Origin of the sequence: Kitasatospora sp. NPDC002227, assembly GCF_040296285.1 — a bacterium.
Lineage (GTDB): Bacteria > Actinomycetota > Actinomycetes > Streptomycetales > Streptomycetaceae > Kitasatospora.
The window spans coordinates 20840-35742 of the sequence record NZ_JBEOWY010000029.1 but is presented as its reverse complement, the minus strand read 5'-3'; the positions used below and the strand labels follow the sequence as shown (position 1 = coordinate 35742).

The following is a 14903-nucleotide window of genomic DNA, read 5'->3' as shown; positions in this document are numbered from 1 at the left end:
CCCACCCTCTCTCAGACGGTCTGCGGGACAGCGGCGCGGAGCCGCGAAGGACGTCCGGCGCCCACAGCCGGCAGCCCCCACAGACCGGCCCCGAGCACCGGCAGGCAGGCGACGATGGCGGCGAGGCCGAGCCGTCGGCGCAGCGGTCCGTGGTGGCTGGTGTCCATGCCCTCAGCCTGTCGGCGGGGCCGCGCGGGGTCATCCCACCTGGCGGCGATCCGCCTCCCTCGCCAGGGGGAGGGCGTGAGCGTCAAAAACGCACGGCAATCAGTCGATATCCTCTGGTGAGACCAGGCGCCCCCGCCTGTCGACCGAGAACAGGAAGAGTGCGCAAGGTGTACGAGCTCAACCGGGTCCGCCTGTACTCCATCGGACCTGCCGGTGCCCGCTACGCCGACACGGTGCTCGACCTTCGCGGGGTCGGCGAGCCGGTGGCCGACCCGGCGCCGCAGCAGCCGGGGCTGTTCGGCGAGGAGCCGGAGGGCCCGGCCCGCCGGCCCGCCCCGGCCGGGGTGCTCTTCCTGGAGAACGGCGGCGGCAAGTCCGTCCTGCTCAAGCTGATCTTCTCGGTGATGCTGCCGGGCCACCGCAACACGCTCGGCGGCGCCAGCTCCGGCGTGCTGCGCAAGTTCCTGCTGGCCGACGACTGCGGCCACGTCGCGCTGGAGTGGCAGCACACCGTCACCGGCGAGCTGATCGTGGTCGGCAAGGTCAGCGAGTGGCGCGGCCGCCAGGTCTCCTCCGACCCGCGCAAGTTCGCCGAGACCTGGTACTCCTTCAGGCCGGGCCCCGGCCTGACGCTGGACGCGCTGCCGGTCGCCGAGCGGGTCAGCCTCGCGGACCAGAAGGCCCGCGGCCGGCGCCGCACCATGAAGGGCTTCCGCGACGCCCTCACCGAGGCCGGCAAGGCCTACCCGTACCTGGACCTGGTCTTCGAGGACGGCCACGACCGCTGGACGGAGCACCTCGGCGAGCTCGGCCTGGACCCGGAGCTGTTCCGCTACCAGCGCGAGATGAACGCCGACGAGGGCGAGGCGGCCGGCCTGTTCGCCGTCAAGCACGACGCCGACTTCACCGACCTGCTGCTGCGCGCCGTCACCGACACCCGCGACACCGACGGCCTGGCCGACCTGGTGCACGGCTTCGCCGCCAAGCTCGGCCGCCGCGCCGAGCTCACCGCCGAGCGCGACTTCACCGCCGGCTCGCTCGACCTGCTGCAGCGGATCGTCGAGGCCACCGCCGCCCGCGAGTCCGTCCGCGAGACCCACCGCACCGCCGAGCGCCGCACCCGCCGCCTGGCCCAGGGCCTGGCCGTCCGCGCGGGCGCCGAGCGTGAGCGGGCCCATGACCTGGCCATCGAGGTGGCCGCCGCCGCGAGCGCGGTCACCGCCGCCGAGGCCGACCGCACCCGGCACTCGCTGATCACCGCCGAGCTGACCCACCGGCACGCCACCCTGGGCCTGGCCGCCGCCACCGCCGAGGCCGCCGGGCTGCGCCGTGAGCTCACCGAGGCCCGCACCCTGCACTCCGCCTGGCAGGCCGCCGAGGCCGTCCTGCGCCACCGCGCCGCCGCCGACCGCGTCACCCGGGTCGCCGAGGCGATCCGGGAGGCCGAGCTGGACGCCGCCCCGGCGCTCGCCGCCCGCTCGCGCGCCGCCGGGGCCCTGGCCCGCGCCCTGGAGACGGCCGCCCAGGCCGCCGAGACCAGGGCCGACCAGGAGGAGCTGCGCGCCGAGGAGCTGCAGCAGGACGGCACCAGCGCCCACACCGAGGCCACCGCCGCCGCGACCGCCGCCCAGAAGGCCCGCAGCGAGGCCGACCACCTGCGCCAGCGCCTGGCCGAGGTCGAGCAGGAGACCCAGGCCGCCGTCGAGGCCGGCTGGATCGACGGATCGACCGACGAGCCCGACCCCGCCCGGGCCGCCCTGCACGCCTCCGACGCCGAGCAGGCCGCCACCGCCGCCCTCGAGCAGGCCCGGGCCGCCGCCGAGGCAGCCGCCGCCCGGCTGCGCGAGACCGGCGCCGCCGAGGCCCGCGCCGAGCTGGCCGCCGCCCGCGCCAGCGACGCGTACAAGGACGCCCACCGCGCGCTCGCCGCCGAGCAGCGCACCGCCGCCCAGCTGGCCGCCGAGCCGCGCCTGGCCGAGCTGCTCGGCCTCACCCCGTACCGCGAGGGCACCGAGGACGGCGAGCTCACCCCCGCGATCCTCGACACGACCGCCGCCGACCTGCGCGAGCAGCTGGAGAACTCGGTGGCCACCGCCGAGCGCACGCTGTTCGACCTGCGCACCGCCGCCGCCGACGACTCCCGGATCCTGGCCGCGCTCGGCGACGGCGGCCTGCTGCCGCCCGGCCCGGACGTGCTGGCCACCGTCGAGTACCTCGGCGAGCACGGCATCCCCGCGCTGCCCGGCTGGCGCTACCTCGCCCAGTCCGTCGACCCGGCCGACCACGAGGCGATCCTGGCGGCCCGCCCCGAGCTGGTGGACGGTGTGGTGGTCACCGACCCCGCATCGCTGGAGCGCGCCCGGGAGACGCTGAGCGCCGCCGCCCTGCTGCCGCGTTCCACCGTGGCCGTCGGCACCGCCGCCGCGCTGATCGCCCCGATCGCCGACGAGCCCCCGTTCTTCCTGGTGCCGCCGAACCCGGCCATGCACGACGAGCACGCCGCCGACGACGAGCGCCGCGAGCTTCGCGCCCGGGCCACCGCCCGCGAGGAGCACATCCGCGAGCTGGCCGCCCGCCTGGGCGCCGACCGGGCGCTCACCGCGCGGCTGGCCTCCTGGCAGGAGCAGTGCCCGCCCGGCACCCTGGCCGAGCTGACCGAGGCCGCCCGCACCGCCGCCGCCCAGGCCGAGACCGCCGCCGCCGAGCTGAGCACGCTGCGCGCCGAGCACACCGAGGCCGAGACCGACCACGCGGCGGCCGCGTACGCCCACGAGGAGCGCCGCGAGGCGGCCCAGCGCACCCGCCGCCGGGCCGACGCGCTGGCCGGCCTGGCCTTCCGCCTGCGCGAGCGGGCCAACTGGACCCGCCGGCAGCGCGAGCTGGCCGAGGACGCCACCGAGTGCGACCGCCGCCAGGCCGTCCGCGCCGAGCGCGCCCGCACCTGCGACGAGGACCGCCGCGCCGCCCAGCGCGCCGCCGACGACGCCCGCCGCACCGCCCGCACCCTGCGGGCCGAGCGCGCCGAGCTCTCCGTCACCGAGCTCCCCGAGTCGGACGACCCGGCCTCGGCCTCGCTGCCCGCGCTGCGCGAGGCCTACCGGGCCGCCTCCCAGCTGTACGAGAAGGTCGGCGTCGGCGCCGACCTGCGCGCCGAGCAGGCCCGCGCCGAGGGCGACGAGACGGCGGCCGCCGCCGAGCTGGACCGGCTCACCAACAAGGTGCGCACCCGCGCCGAGGAGCTGCTGGCCAGCCCCGACGGCGCCGACGGCCCGGCCCGCCAGGCCGCCGCCGGGCGCGCGGAGGATCTGGTCGCCACCATCGAGGCCCGCTCCGCCGCCGCCAGCGAGCAGCTCGGCCGCCTGCGCGGCGAGGCCGAGCGCTCGGCCCCCGCGAGCGGCGAGGCGCACACCGAGCTGCCCGAGGAGCTCGTCCCCACCGACCCCGAGCACGCCCAGGCCCTGCTGCGCACCGCCACCACCCTGCTCGCCGAGCGCCGCGAGCGGCTGGAGACGGCCCGCACCGAGCTGGCCGACCTGCAGCGCACCCTGGACGCCGCGCAGAGCGCCGCCGCCGACTTCGACGAGTCGGCCGCCCAGCTGCGGGACGGTCTGCGCGACCACGAGGACGCCGATCCGAACACCGAGCCCTACCTCGGCAGCCTGCCCGAGGCCCGCTCGGCCGCCGCCGAGAGCCGCCGGACGCTGCGCGGCGCGGCCGCCGAGCTGACCGCCGCCGAGCTGGCCGTCCGGGACGCCTCGGACGGGCTGATCCGGCACGCCAACGCGGCCCGGTACGAGGCCGTGCGCACCCCCGCCCGCCAGCAGATCCGCGAGCTGCCGGCCGCCGCCCTGCCCGACCACGCCGCCGCCTGGGCCGCCGCCTTCGCGCCCCGGCTGCGGGTGCTCACCGACGAGCTGGCCCAGCTCGAGCGCAACCGCGGCTCGATCGTGGACCGCCTGCGCGGCCTGGTGGAGAGTTCGCTGGCCACCCTGCGCGCCGCCCAGCGGCTCTCCCGGCTGCCCGAGGGCCTGGGGGAGTGGTCCGGCCAGGAGTTCCTGCGGATCCGCTTCGAGGACCCGGACCACGCCCTGCTGGTCGAGCGCCTCGGCGAGGTGATCGACGAAGCCACCAGCGCGGCCGTGCGCAAGAACAGCGACCTGCGCCGGGACGGCATGTCGCTGCTGCTGCGCGGCGTCGCGGCGGCGATCGGCCCCAAGGGCGTCAGCGTCGAGATCCTCAAGCCGGACGCGGTGCTGCGCGCCGAGCGGGTCAGCGTCGGCCAGATGTCGGACGTGTTCTCCGGCGGCCAGCTGCTCACTGCGGCCATCGCGCTCTACTGCACGATGGCCGCGCTGCGGGCGAACGACCGGGGCCAGTCGCAGCTGCGGCACGCCGGCACGCTCTTCCTGGACAACCCGATCGGCCGGGCCAACGCGACCTACCTGCTCGAGCTCCAGCGGGCCGTCGCCGACGCCCTCGGCGTCCAGCTGATCTACACCACCGGCCTGTTCGACACCACGGCGCTGGCCGAGTTCCCGCTGGTCATCCGGCTGCGCAACGACGCCGACCTGCGGGCCGGCCTGAAGTACATCTCGGTCGAGGAGCACCTGCGGCCTGGCCTGCCCGCTCCGCAGGACCCGGACGGCCCGGTGATCCACGGTGAGATCACCGCGACCAGGATGTTCAAGCGGCCCGCCGAGGCCGCCACGGACTGAGGCGGCGAACGGGGGGAGTTGAAGAACTCTTCACATTCATAGATCCTGTATCCGGAGCCGTGCGTTCGGGACGGCGATCGGAGCGGAGGCAGCCGTGACGGACGTCTTCGAACAGGAGCTGCTGGAGCAGCTGGCCGAAGCCCGTCGGGCCCAGGCCGACGCCCGGGCGGCGGGCGACCTCGACGGGGTCGACGCCTACCGGGGCCGGATCACCGGCCTGCTGCACATCGCGGCGCGGTACGGGATCCGGCTGCCGCACACCCCCGAGGAAGAAGAAGAGGACTGAAAGATGGCGGTGCCGCTCTACCAGGCCAAGGCGGAGTTCTTCCGCACCCTCGGCCACCCGGCCCGCATCCGCGTCCTCGAACTCCTCCAGGACGGCCCGCGACCGGTCCGTGAACTGCTCGCCGAGATCGACATCGAGGCCTCCAGCCTCTCCCAGCAGCTCGCCGTGCTGCGCCGCACCCAGCTGGTCACCGCGACCCGTGAGGGCAACACGGTGATCTACGCCCTCAGCACCCCCGACGTCGCCGAGCTGCTGCGAGCGGCCCGGCGCATCCTCACCGACATGATCGCCGACCAGGGCGAGCTGCTCACCCAGCTGCGGGGCCGCTGAGCCCCGAGGGGCCGTCTGGCCTCCTCGCCAGGAAGTACCCCTGCTGGGACAGCTGCCCCGGGCCGGGCTCGCAGACCAGCCGGGCTTCGACCTCGAAGCCGGCCCGGCCCAGCAGCGCGGCGAAGCGGTCGGCGGCGACCCAGTACACCTCGAGCGACAGGTCGTGCCCGTAGGCGTGTGCCAGGTGCCGGTGCTGCTCGCCCGCCTTGAAGGCGATCAGCAGCCGGCCGCCCGGGGCCAGCACCCGGTGGACCTCCGTGAACACCTCCGGCAGCAGCTCCGGCGGGGTGTGCACGGTCGAGTACCAGGCGAGCGCGCCACCGAGGGAGCCGTCGGCCAGCGCCAGGCCGGTCACCGACCCCTCCTCGAACCGCAGGTCCGGGTAGCTGCGCCGGGCCACCGCCACCATCTGCGGCGACAGGTCCACGCCGAACGCGGCCAGGCCGAGTGCGTGCAGATGTGCCGTCACATGCCCGGGCCCGCAGGCGAGATCGGCGACGGGCCCGCCCGCGCGGACCAGTTCGGCGAAGGTGCCGATCATCGCGCGCCCGTGCAGGTCGTCCTCGAAAGACGGCGGCACGAGCCGGGCGTAGTCGGCGGCGACGGTGTCGTAGGCCGTCCGGGTGAGGGTCAGGTGGCTGGCTTCGGTCACAGCCCAGGACTGTAGCCCGTCAGGGCTGCAGGCGGGCCGCGCGCAGGATGCTGGTGAGCAGGCCGGGGAAGCGCCGCTCCAGCTCCTCCTCGCGCAGGACGCTCATCCGGGCCGTGCCGCGCCGGTGCTGGCGGATCACCCCGGCCTCGCGCAGGACGCGGAAGTGGTGGGTGCTGGTCGACTTGGTGACCGGGAGGGCGAAGGCCTGGCAGGCCATCTCGTGCTGCCCGGAGGAGAGTTCGGTGACGATCCGGAGCCGGACCGGGTCGGCGAGGGCGTGCAGCACGGCCGCCAGGCGGAACTCCTCCGGGCTGGGTTCGGGGAGGCAGCCGTCGTGCGCGTCGGTCAGGGTCTCGGTCACGTCAGCCATGGTACGAGACGGCTCCGGCCTGTTAGTTCGATGAGGGTCGTAGTTTGATGCTTCTCGTAGTACGGTTTCTCTCGTACCAATCAGCCGTGTGCCGGAGGAGCCCGCCGTGAGTGCCCTGTTCGAGCCCATCACCCTGCGGTCGCTGACCGTCCGGAACCGGATCTGGATGGCGCCGATGTGCATGTACTCGGCCCTCCCCGAGGGCGCCGGGACGGGAGTGGCCACCGACTTCCACCTGGCCCACCTGGGCGCGCGGGCCGCCGGCGGCGTGGGCCTGCTGCTGGTCGAGGCCACCGCCGTGCGGCCCGAGGGCCGGATCTCCCCGTACGACCTGGGGCTGTGGAACGAGCGGCAGCAGGAGCAGCTGGCCCGGGTCGCCGCGCTGGTGCGCGGTCACGGCGCGGTCCCCGCGATCCAGCTCGCGCACGCCGGGCGCAAGGCCGCCACCGACCGGCCCTGGCTGGGCGGCGGGCCGGTGGCGCCCGAGGCGGGCGGCTGGCAGCCGGTCGGGCCCTCGGCCGTCCCGTTCAGCGCGAAGCACCAGGTGCCGCACGAGCTGACGGTGGCGGAGATCAAGGAGCTGGTCGACGCCTTCGCGGCCGCTGCCGGGCGGGCACTGGCCGCCGGGTTCCAGGCCGTCGAGATCCACGGCGCCCACGGGTACCTGATCCACTCCTTCCTCTCCCCGCTGGCCAACCGCCGCACCGACGAGTACGGCGGCTCGTTCGAGAACCGGGCCCGCTTCGCCCTCGAGGTGGTCGCCGCCGTCCGCGCCGTCTGGCCCGCCGAGCTGCCCCTGTTCTTCCGCACCTCCGCCACCGACTGGGTGGACGACAAGCCGAGCTGGACGCCGGAGGAGACCGTCCGCCTTGCCAAGGAGCTGGCGGCCGCCGGAGTGGACCTGGTCGACACCTCCACCGGCGGCTTGGTGCCGAACGCCAAGATCCCCGCCGGGCCCGGATTCCAGGTGCCGTTCGCGGCCAGGATCCGCGGCGAGGCCGGCCTGCCCACCGGCGCCGTCGGCCTGATCACCGACCCGGCCCAGGCCGAGGCCGTCCTCACCGAGGGCCGGGCCGACGTCGTCCTGCTCGGCCGCGAGCTGCTGCGCGACCCGCACTGGCCGCACCGCGCGGCCCGCACCCTCGGTGCCGCGCCCTCCTGGCCGGACCAGTACGGCTGGGCCGTGTAACTGCCCCTATCTGCGCGGTCGGCCTTCCACGGGGGTGAGGGCCGACCGCGCGGCCCGCCGCTGCCTGGGCGGGCGGCTGCCCGCGAGCGGCGAGGCCGAGTTCGGGCCGCGCAGGCGCTGCGCCGCGATCTGACGGCTGATCACGATGTCTATCAGCCCCCAGGCCGTGCCGAACACCCCCAGTGCGGTGACCAGCAGAGCCGGCGTCAGCAGCGAGCTGCGCGCGATCGAGGCCAGCGAGGCCACGATCAGGGCCACCACCGTGAACGAGAAGAACAGCCAGGCCCGCACGGCCGCGTTCCGTACTTCGTCCGGCAGCCTCCGGCGGCGCCGTTCCTCCTTCATCGCCTCCCCCTCCCAGGGCGGCGCGCCACGCGCCCCCGGCACTCCAGCTTCCCGTACCGGGGCCCGCTCATTCGCCCGTTCGGGCGAGATCACCCGAGCGTGGCGTCGAGCTCCTCCAGCGCGCCGACCACGATGGTCCGCATCGCGCGCTCGGCCTGCTCCGGCTCGCCCGCGCAGATCGCCTCCGCGACCTCGCGGTGCAGACGCACGGCGTACGGGCGGGGCTGGTGGGGCATCAGCTGATGCTCCGTCCGGCCGGTCAGCACCGCGCCCACCGTGTCGCCCAGATGGGCGAACATCTCGTTGCCGGAGGCCCGGAGCACCGTCGCGTGGAACGCGATGTCGTGCCGCAGGAAGGACTCCAGGTCGGCCGCCTTGGCCGTCACGGTCAGTTCCACCGCCAGCGCGCTGAGCTCCCGCCGCTGGTCGTCGGTGGCCTGACGGGCCGCCAGCGCGGCGGCGGCCGGCTCGACCGCCACCCGCAGCGAGCCCAGCGAGCGCAGCTGCGCCGCCCGGTCCGCGCCCGCCAGGCGCCAGCGGATCACCAGCGGGTCGAAGACGTCCCACTGCTCCTTGGGCAGCACCGTGCTGCCCACCCGCCGCCGGGACTCCACCAGCCGCATGGACTCCAGGATGCGCACCGCCTCGCGCACGACCGTGCGGGACACCCCGTACTGCTCCTCCAGCTCCTCGCTGCGCAGCACCGCGCCGACCGGGATCTCACCCGAGGCGATGGCTGGTCCGAGGTCGGCGAGGAGGCGGCCCGGCAGGCCCTGGATGTCCATCCGACCAGGGTAGAGGCCGGTGATCCGCGGGGCCGGGGGCGCGGCGCAAAAGTATGACGATTAAGTTTCGATGGGTTGAATAAGTCATACCTTTGGGTGCAAGGTGGCACCGACCAGGCAGAACAGGAGCACCACCGCATGGGTCTCAACGTCGAGAACCACGTCCCCCACCCGCCGCTCGTCGTCGTGATGGGCGTCTCGGGGGTCGGGAAGACCACGGTCGCCCGGCTGCTCGCCGAGCGGCTGGGGCTCCCGTACGCGGAGGCCGACGACTTCCACCCGCCCGCCAACATCGCCAAGATGGCGGCCGGCACCCCGCTGGACGACACCGACCGGGCCCCCTGGCTGGCCGCGCTGGCCGGCTGGCTCCACGCCCGCTGCACGGCGGGTGAGGGCGGGGTGGTCACCTGCTCGGCGCTCAAGCACACCTACCGCGACACCCTGCGCACCGGCTGCCCCGAGGCCTTCTTCCTGCACCTCACCGGCGGCCACCACCTGGTCGAGGACCGGCTCGCCCACCGGGCCGGCCACTTCATGCCCGCCTCCCTGCTCGACTCCCAGTACGCCGCCCTGCAACCGCTCGGGCCCGGCGAACGCGGAGCCGTGCTGGAGGTCGACCACACACCCCCACAGCTCGTCGAGATGGCCGCAGCCCTGCTCCGGCCCGTCAACGGAGACCTCGCGTGACACTCCCCGCCCTGCTCGCGGCCGCCCCACCGGCCCTGCCGCACACCGGCAGCGACACCCGGCTGCTGCTCGCCACCCTGCTGAGCATCGGCGCGATCGTGCTGATGATCAGCAAGCTGAAGCTGCACCCCTTCCTCGCCCTCACCCTCGGCTCCGGGCTGCTCGCGGCCGTGGCCGGCGCCCCCTTCGACAAGCTCACCAGCAGCTTCGTCACCGGCTTCGGCGCCACGGTGAGCGGCGTCGGCCTGCTGATCGGCCTCGGCGCGATGCTCGGCAAGCTGCTCGCCGACTCCGGTGGGGCGAACATCATCGCGGACACCGTGCTCGCCCGCTCGAGCCGCCGGATGCTGCCCTGGGCGATGGCGCTGATCGCCGCGGTGCTCGGCCTGCCGCTGTTCTTCGAGGTCGGCGTGGTGCTGCTGATCCCGATCGTGCTGCTGGTGGCCCGCCGCGGCGGCCTGCCGCTGATCCGGGTCGGCATCCCGGCACTGGCCGGGCTCTCCGTGCTGCACGGCCTGGTGCCACCGCACCCGGGCCCGCTGGTCGCGGTGGACGCACTGAAGGCCGACCTCGGCGTGACGCTCGCGCTCGGCCTGCTGATCGCCGTCCCCACCCTGATCGTGGCCGGCCCGCTCTTCGCCCGCCTCGCCGAGCGCTGGGTCGGCCCGCTGGAGCTGCCCGAGGCCCCTGAGCCGTCCGAGCGCCCCGACCGCACCCCCTCCTTCGGCGCGGTGCTCGCCACCATCCTGCTGCCGGTGCTGCTGATGCTCGGCAAGGCGCTCGCGGACGTGGTGGTGGACGACCCGAAGGCGCTCGTCCAGCGGGTGGCGGACTTCGTCGGCTCGCCGCTGATCGCGCTGCTCGCAGCCGTACTGCTCGGCATGGTGACGCTCGGCAAGGCGGCCGGGTTCTCCACCGCGCGGATCTCCGACACCGTCGGCGGCTCGCTCGGCCCGATCGCCGGGATCGTCTTCATCGTCGGCGCGGGCGGCGGCTTCAAGCAGACCCTGATCGACGTCGGCGTCGGCAACGCGGTGAGCACCTGGTCCGCCGAGTGGCACATCTCCGCCCTCCTGCTCGGCTGGCTGATCGCCGTCCTGATCCGCCTGGCCACCGGCTCCGCCACCGTCGCCACCATCACCGCCGCCGGCATCGTCGCCCCACTGGCGAGCGGCATGAGCTCGACCCACGCGGCCCTGCTGGTCCTGGCGATCGGCGCCGGCTCGCTCTTCCTCTCCCACGTCAACGACGCCGGCTTCTGGCTGGTGAAGGAGTACTTCGGGATGAGCGTCGGCCAGACCCTGAAGTCCTGGTCGGTGATGGAGACCGTCATCTCGGTGGTCGCCATCGCCCTGATCCTCCCGCTCAGCCTGCTGATCTGAGTCCCGCCGGCCCTTGCAGGGCGTTGCTCGGCCCGTGCCGAGCCCGTCCCCGGCGAGGGCCGGCGCTGCCCCGGCAGTGGCCTCACGGGCCGGGCGGATGCGCACCGACGTGGTGCGGGGCTTCCGGCTCGACCACGGCTTCCAGGTGTTCAACACGTCCTACCCGCAGGTCAGGCGGCGCCTGGACCTGCGGGCGCTGCGCCTGCACCCGTTCACCCCCGGCTTCCTGCTGGCCGACGGCCGGACCTTGCGCCGTGTCGTGGATCCCGTCCGCCGCCCGGCCCAGGCGCTCGCACTGCTGCCCGGCGGCCCGCTGCCTCCGCGCGACCTCGCGGCCCTGGGGCTCCTGACGCTGTGCGACGCCGCGCTCCCGGCCGCCCTGGTCAAGCGGCTGCCGGAGACGACCACCTCGCGGGCACTGCGGCTGGCCGGGTTGACCCGGCGCACGGTGGACGAGGCCCTGCGGCCGTTCCTGGCCGGGGTGTTCCTGGACGACGGGCTGGAGACGTCGAGCCGGCTGTTCCACCTGGTGTGGCGCAGCCTGGTGCGCGGCACCCTGTGCCTGCCGCAGGACGGGATCGGTGCCGTCCCGGCGCAACTGGCCGCCGGACTGCCCGCGGGCAGTCTCCTGCTCGGTACCCGCATGGAGCGGCTGACGGCGGCCGGAGTGGTCCTGGCGGACGGCGCCGAGCTGCGCGCTCGCGCGGTGGTGGTGGCCACCGGGATGTCCCGGGCCGCCCGGCTGCTGCCGGGTCTGGCGCTCCCGGCGGCCCGCGCGGTGACGACCTTCTACCACGCGGCGCCGGTCAGCCCGCTGCCGGAGCCGACCCTGGTCGCGGACACGGGCCGGGAGATCCTCAACACGGTGGTGCTCTCGGAGGTGGTGCCGGGCTGCTCACCGGACGGGCGCGCCCTGGTGTCGACCTCGGTGCTGGGCACCCAGGCGGGCGAGGAGCTGGTCCGGGCGCGGGCCGCCGCCCTGTACGGAGCTGACCCCACGGGCTGGGAGCCGCTGGCCGCCTACCGGATCGCCGAGGCGCTCCCGGCCGGACCGCCTCCGCTGGCACTCAGCCGGGGCACCCGCTTCGCGCCGGGCCGCTACGTCTGCGGCGACCACCGCGCCACCGCCTCGGTGCAGGGGGCCCTGGCCTCGGGGGCGCGGGCGGCCCGCGAGGTGGCGGCGGACCTGGGAGCCGGCTCAGGGCGGTGACTGCCCCGGTCGCGTTCGGCTGCCAGCAGTTCGGGGAGGCCGGTCAGGCGCCGCGGCCCGGCGGCGGCCTGCGCCGTGCGGTGGTCGGCGGCCAGCAGCGCGTGGTGGCGGTGGACGAAGGCCCAGTACCCGGTGGTGTACGGGCAGGCCCGGTCGCCGAGGCGCTCGGTGAGCCGGTAGCGGCAGGGGCCGCAGCTGCTGAATTAGGCCGGCCCGTCCGCGAGGCCGAGACAGCCGAACACCAGCGGGGCGGCGCCGCAGAGCCCGGCGCCGGTCCGGTGGACCTGCGACAGCCGGTGGTCGACCGGGAGTTCGTCGTGCAGTTTCATGGCCCGTTCCGTTCGTCCTGGCCCGGGGGCATCCCCTTGCGGAGCGTCCGCCGCAGTGGCGGGCGGCGACGGTCGCAGCGGTGCCGCAGCGTTCGACACGGGCCGGCGGGTGCCTCGGGCAAAACGCTGCACAAACAGTTCGACTGGGTCGCTTGCATCGATTCGCTGCAGCGTGGAGTGGTGACCACCTCGACGCAGACCCACGGCGCCCCGAGCCCGGCAGCCGACGCCTCCGCGCCGGTTGCCGAGGAGCTGCGGTCGCTCCTGGACCGCTCGGCCCGCGGTGACCAGGCGGCCTTCGAGGGCCTGTACCGCGCGGTCGCGGGGCCGGTGTACGGCGTCGCGCTGCGCGTCCTGCGCAGCCCGGCACACGCCGAGGAGGTCGCCCAGGAGGTACTGCTGGAGGTGTGGCGGAGCGCCGCGGCCTACCGGCCCGAGCGCGGGACCGTCCGGGCGTGGGTGCTGACCATCGCCCACCACCGGGCGGTGGACCGCGTGCGGGCCGCCCGGGCCTCCGCCGACCGAGACCATCGCGCCGGCTTCCTCGGCCTGACGGGCGGCGATCCGCCGGACGAGCAGGCGATCGGTTCGCTGGACCGCCGGCGCGTGTGCCGGGCGCTGGCGCTCCTGAGCGCGGCACAGCGCGAGGCTCTGGTGCTGGCCTACTACGGCGGGTACACCCAGCGGGAGATCGCGCTCCGAGTGGGCGTGCCGCTGGGCACCGTGAAGACCAGGATGCGCGACGGGCTCGCCCGGCTCCGGGCGGCGCTGCCGTCGGAGGAAGGGGGGCCCGGAACCTCGGGCTGGTGAGCCGTCCGGCCCGCAACGTCCACGACCGCAGGAGGACACCATGACCACGGACCCGAAGCTGCCGGATAACCAGCGCCCGGTGGTGGGTAGCCCGCCGAGCGAGACGCCCGAGTGCGAGTCCTCGACCTGTTCGGGCATCTCGACCCCGGAGTCGGTAGAACTGCACACGGCGTGGCCGGGCTGGATCCCCCTGGTGGTGATCGGGATCATGGTGGTGTGCTGCGTCGGTTTCGCTGTGGGGAGGATCGCGGGATGGTGAGGTCGTCTGCCGACCAGGACACCGGAGTGCTCGCCGCCGACCCGCTGCCGGACGTGGGTCTGCCGACCGGTGGAGTGGCGCAGCGGCTGGGCGTCTCACCGACCACGGTGCGGTCCTGGGAGCGCCGGTACGGGATCGGCCCCGCGCACCGGGAGGCCGGTCACCACCGCCGCTGGAGCAGGCAGGACATCGCCGTCCTGGAGGCCATGTGCCGCCTGACCGCCCGGGGAGTGCGCCCGGGCGAAGCCGCCCGCGCGGCCCTGGCCGAGCGTGGTTGCGTCGACCACGGCACCGGGACGCATTCCGCGTCCGGGCCGCCCGAACCGGACCCGCGGCCCGCCACCGGGCCGGGCCCGGGCGGCAGCCGCGTGCTCCGGGTCGGAACGGTACGCCCCGAGTGCCGTGGGCTCGCCCGCGCGGCGGTCCGGCTGGACGCACCGGAGGTCGCCCGGATCCTCCGCGAGGCGCTGGAGGCGTACGGGGTGATCGAGGCGTGGACGGAGGTCATGATGCCCGCGCTGCGCGCCGCGGGCCGCAAGTGGGCGGCGGACGGCGAGCACTACGTCGAGGTCGAGCACCTGCTGTCCTGGCACGTGTCCAGCGCGCTGCGGGGTGTTGCGGTCGGAACGGCCGACCTGCGGGCGGTCCCGCCGGTGCTGCTGGCTGCGGCGCCCGGCGAACTGCACACCCTGCCGCTGGAGGCCACGGCGGCGGCGATGACCGAGCGCGTGCTGCCGTTCCGGATGCTCGGTGCGGCCGTGCCGCCCCGGGCCCTGCTCGACGCTGTCCGCCGGATCGGCCCGCCGGCGGTGATGATCTGGTCCCAGGACCGGGGCAGTGCCGACCGCGAGCTGCTGGGGCGGGTCGGCGCCAGCCTGTGGGGCCCGCGAGGCTCCCGCAACGGGGCGGTGATCGTCGCCGCGGGCCCCGGCTGGGGGCGCACCAGGCTGCCGGCGGGCACCGCGGTGCCCCGTACCCTCTCCGCCGCCGTCGATCTCCTGGAGGGCCTGAGCGGACCGGGTCAGGCAGGACGCAGAAAGACCTCGTCCGTGTAGCACCAGGCCCAGTCCTCGCCCGGGCCCGTCGATCTGGCGATGTGATGGCCGTGGGCGTGGGCGTGCCGGTAGGCGTGCTGCCCCGGCGAGCTGTCACAGCACCCCACGTGCCCGCAGCTCAGGCACTTGCGCAGGCCGACCCAGGTGCCACCACTGCCCAGGCATTCCTCGCACCCGTCGGCGGTGCCCGGCGCCGGCTCCGGCAGGCCGTCCAGGTGCGCACAGGTCGCCGGCACGACCAGGCCCCGGTCCGGGGCCACCAACCACCGGCTCGGCAGGTCCATGCCGTCCACACTACTGCCGGGCAGCCGGCCGGGGCCGACGGGAATCC

Annotated in this window: 17 protein-coding genes; 10 read left to right on the top strand and 7 right to left on the bottom strand. The window is 75.3% G+C overall.

The genetic code is table 11. The features are described 5' to 3' along the window. Positions 1 to 11: 11 nt before the first annotated feature. On the bottom strand, positions 12 to 167 hold the full coding sequence (locus ABT095_RS24075; RefSeq protein ID WP_350531544.1) for a hypothetical protein: 156 nt from the start codon (positions 165 to 167) through the stop codon (positions 12 to 14). A gap of 168 nt (positions 168 to 335) precedes the next feature. Here ABT095_RS24075 and ABT095_RS24070 point away from each other — a divergent pair, with 168 nt between their 5' ends. The 3 genes from ABT095_RS24070 (at position 336) to ABT095_RS24060 (ending at position 5499) form a co-directional block, all read left to right on the top strand. Beyond that, entirely contained in the window at positions 336 to 4883 is a 4548-nt protein-coding gene (locus ABT095_RS24070; RefSeq protein ID WP_350531543.1) for a hypothetical protein, read from the top strand. A gap of 94 nt (positions 4884 to 4977) precedes the next feature. Beyond that, positions 4978 to 5169, top strand: coding sequence for a hypothetical protein (locus ABT095_RS24065; RefSeq protein WP_350531542.1), 192 nt, complete (start codon positions 4978 to 4980; stop codon positions 5167 to 5169). 3 nt (positions 5170 to 5172) lie between these two features. Continuing rightward, on the top strand, positions 5173 to 5499 hold the full coding sequence (locus ABT095_RS24060) for an ArsR/SmtB family transcription factor (RefSeq protein WP_350531541.1): 327 nt from the start codon (positions 5173 to 5175) through the stop codon (positions 5497 to 5499). Here ABT095_RS24060 and ABT095_RS24055 read toward each other — a convergent pair. Further along, positions 5477 to 6151: a class I SAM-dependent DNA methyltransferase gene (locus ABT095_RS24055; protein ID WP_350531540.1), complete on the bottom strand. Its 675-nt coding sequence runs from the start codon at positions 6149 to 6151 to the stop codon at positions 5477 to 5479. The two genes, ABT095_RS24060 and ABT095_RS24055, sit on opposite strands and share 23 nt — an antisense overlap. A 19-nt stretch (positions 6152 to 6170) precedes the next feature. Continuing rightward, entirely contained in the window at positions 6171 to 6512 is a 342-nt protein-coding gene (locus ABT095_RS24050) for an ArsR/SmtB family transcription factor (RefSeq protein WP_350531539.1), read from the bottom strand. Between the two features lie 115 nt (positions 6513 to 6627). Between ABT095_RS24050 and ABT095_RS24045 the strand changes: the two genes are divergently transcribed. Continuing rightward, the gene (locus tag ABT095_RS24045; protein WP_350531538.1) at positions 6628 to 7710 is read left to right on the top strand and encodes an NADH:flavin oxidoreductase/NADH oxidase; all 1083 of its coding nucleotides are present in this window, start codon (positions 6628 to 6630) and stop codon (positions 7708 to 7710) included. Between the two features lie 6 nt (positions 7711 to 7716). Here the strand turns inward: ABT095_RS24045 and ABT095_RS24040 are convergent, their stop codons facing one another. Both ABT095_RS24040 and ABT095_RS24035 read right to left on the bottom strand, forming a co-directional pair. Next, the gene (locus ABT095_RS24040) at positions 7717 to 8055 is read right to left on the bottom strand and encodes a hypothetical protein (RefSeq protein ID WP_350531537.1); all 339 of its coding nucleotides are present in this window, start codon (positions 8053 to 8055) and stop codon (positions 7717 to 7719) included. A gap of 89 nt (positions 8056 to 8144) precedes the next feature. Further along, a complete protein-coding gene (locus tag ABT095_RS24035; protein ID WP_350531536.1) occupies positions 8145 to 8840 on the bottom strand; it encodes a FadR/GntR family transcriptional regulator in 696 nt (231 codons plus the stop codon). A gap of 138 nt (positions 8841 to 8978) precedes the next feature. Between ABT095_RS24035 and ABT095_RS24030 the strand changes: the two genes are divergently transcribed. The 3 genes from ABT095_RS24030 to ABT095_RS24020 all read left to right on the top strand — a co-directional run bounded on the left by ABT095_RS24030 (position 8979) and on the right by ABT095_RS24020 (position 12119). Then, on the top strand, positions 8979 to 9527 hold the full coding sequence (locus tag ABT095_RS24030) for a gluconokinase (RefSeq protein WP_350531535.1): 549 nt from the start codon (positions 8979 to 8981) through the stop codon (positions 9525 to 9527). Positions 9528 to 9562: 35 nt separating this feature from the next. Beyond that, positions 9563 to 10909: a GntT/GntP/DsdX family permease gene (locus ABT095_RS24025; protein ID WP_502884988.1), complete on the top strand. Its 1347-nt coding sequence runs from the start codon at positions 9563 to 9565 to the stop codon at positions 10907 to 10909. A gap of 97 nt (positions 10910 to 11006) precedes the next feature. Continuing rightward, complete coding sequence (locus ABT095_RS24020; protein WP_350531534.1) at positions 11007 to 12119, top strand: FAD-dependent oxidoreductase; 1113 nt, start codon at positions 11007 to 11009, stop codon at positions 12117 to 12119. A 203-nt stretch (positions 12120 to 12322) separates the two neighbouring features. On the opposite strand, the gene ABT095_RS24010 is transcribed toward ABT095_RS24020, so the two are convergent. Beyond that, entirely contained in the window at positions 12323 to 12448 is a 126-nt protein-coding gene (locus ABT095_RS24010) for a hypothetical protein (protein ID WP_350531533.1), read from the bottom strand. 180 nt (positions 12449 to 12628) lie between these two features. Between ABT095_RS24010 and ABT095_RS24005 the strand changes: the two genes are divergently transcribed. The 3 genes from ABT095_RS24005 to ABT095_RS23995 are packed head-to-tail and all read left to right on the top strand — an operon-like array spanning position 12629 to position 14572. Beyond that, entirely contained in the window at positions 12629 to 13258 is a 630-nt protein-coding gene (locus tag ABT095_RS24005) for a sigma-70 family RNA polymerase sigma factor (RefSeq protein ID WP_502884986.1), read from the top strand. A gap of 40 nt (positions 13259 to 13298) precedes the next feature. Continuing rightward, on the top strand, positions 13299 to 13517 hold the full coding sequence (locus ABT095_RS24000) for a DUF6480 family protein (RefSeq protein WP_350531532.1): 219 nt from the start codon (positions 13299 to 13301) through the stop codon (positions 13515 to 13517). Continuing rightward, positions 13511 to 14572, top strand: a complete 1062-nt coding sequence (locus ABT095_RS23995) for a MerR family transcriptional regulator (RefSeq protein WP_350531531.1) — start codon at positions 13511 to 13513, stop codon at positions 14570 to 14572. The genes ABT095_RS24000 and ABT095_RS23995 overlap by 7 nt, the downstream gene beginning before the upstream one ends. Here the strand turns inward: ABT095_RS23995 and ABT095_RS23990 are convergent. Continuing rightward, entirely contained in the window at positions 14539 to 14856 is a 318-nt protein-coding gene (locus tag ABT095_RS23990; RefSeq protein WP_350531530.1) for a UBP-type zinc finger domain-containing protein, read from the bottom strand. The genes ABT095_RS23995 and ABT095_RS23990 overlap by 34 nt on opposite strands. Positions 14857 to 14903: the final 47 nt, after the last annotated feature.

Bases quoted from the DNA above. Each gene is read 5' to 3' on its own strand.
- ABT095_RS24075 (WP_350531544.1), bottom strand. From the start codon at position 167: ATGGACACCAGCCACCACGGACCGCTGCGCCGACGGCTCGGCCTCGCC.
- ABT095_RS24060 (WP_350531541.1), top strand. From the start codon at position 5,173: ATGGCGGTGCCGCTCTACCAGGCCAAGGCGGAGTTCTTCCGCACCCTC.
- ABT095_RS24040 (WP_350531537.1), bottom strand. From the start codon at position 8,055: ATGAAGGAGGAACGGCGCCGCCGGAGGCTGCCGGACGAAGTACGGAAC.
- ABT095_RS24035 (WP_350531536.1), bottom strand. From the start codon at position 8,840: ATGGACATCCAGGGCCTGCCGGGCCGCCTCCTCGCCGACCTCGGACCA.
- ABT095_RS24030 (WP_350531535.1), top strand. From the start codon at position 8,979: ATGGGTCTCAACGTCGAGAACCACGTCCCCCACCCGCCGCTCGTCGTC.
- ABT095_RS24020 (WP_350531534.1), top strand. From the start codon at position 11,007: ATGCGCACCGACGTGGTGCGGGGCTTCCGGCTCGACCACGGCTTCCAG.
- ABT095_RS24010 (WP_350531533.1), bottom strand. From the start codon at position 12,448: ATGAAACTGCACGACGAACTCCCGGTCGACCACCGGCTGTCGCAGGTC.
- ABT095_RS24000 (WP_350531532.1), top strand. From the start codon at position 13,299: ATGACCACGGACCCGAAGCTGCCGGATAACCAGCGCCCGGTGGTGGGT.
- ABT095_RS23995 (WP_350531531.1), top strand. From the start codon at position 13,511: ATGGTGAGGTCGTCTGCCGACCAGGACACCGGAGTGCTCGCCGCCGAC.
- ABT095_RS23990 (WP_350531530.1), bottom strand. From the start codon at position 14,856: ATGGACCTGCCGAGCCGGTGGTTGGTGGCCCCGGACCGGGGCCTGGTC.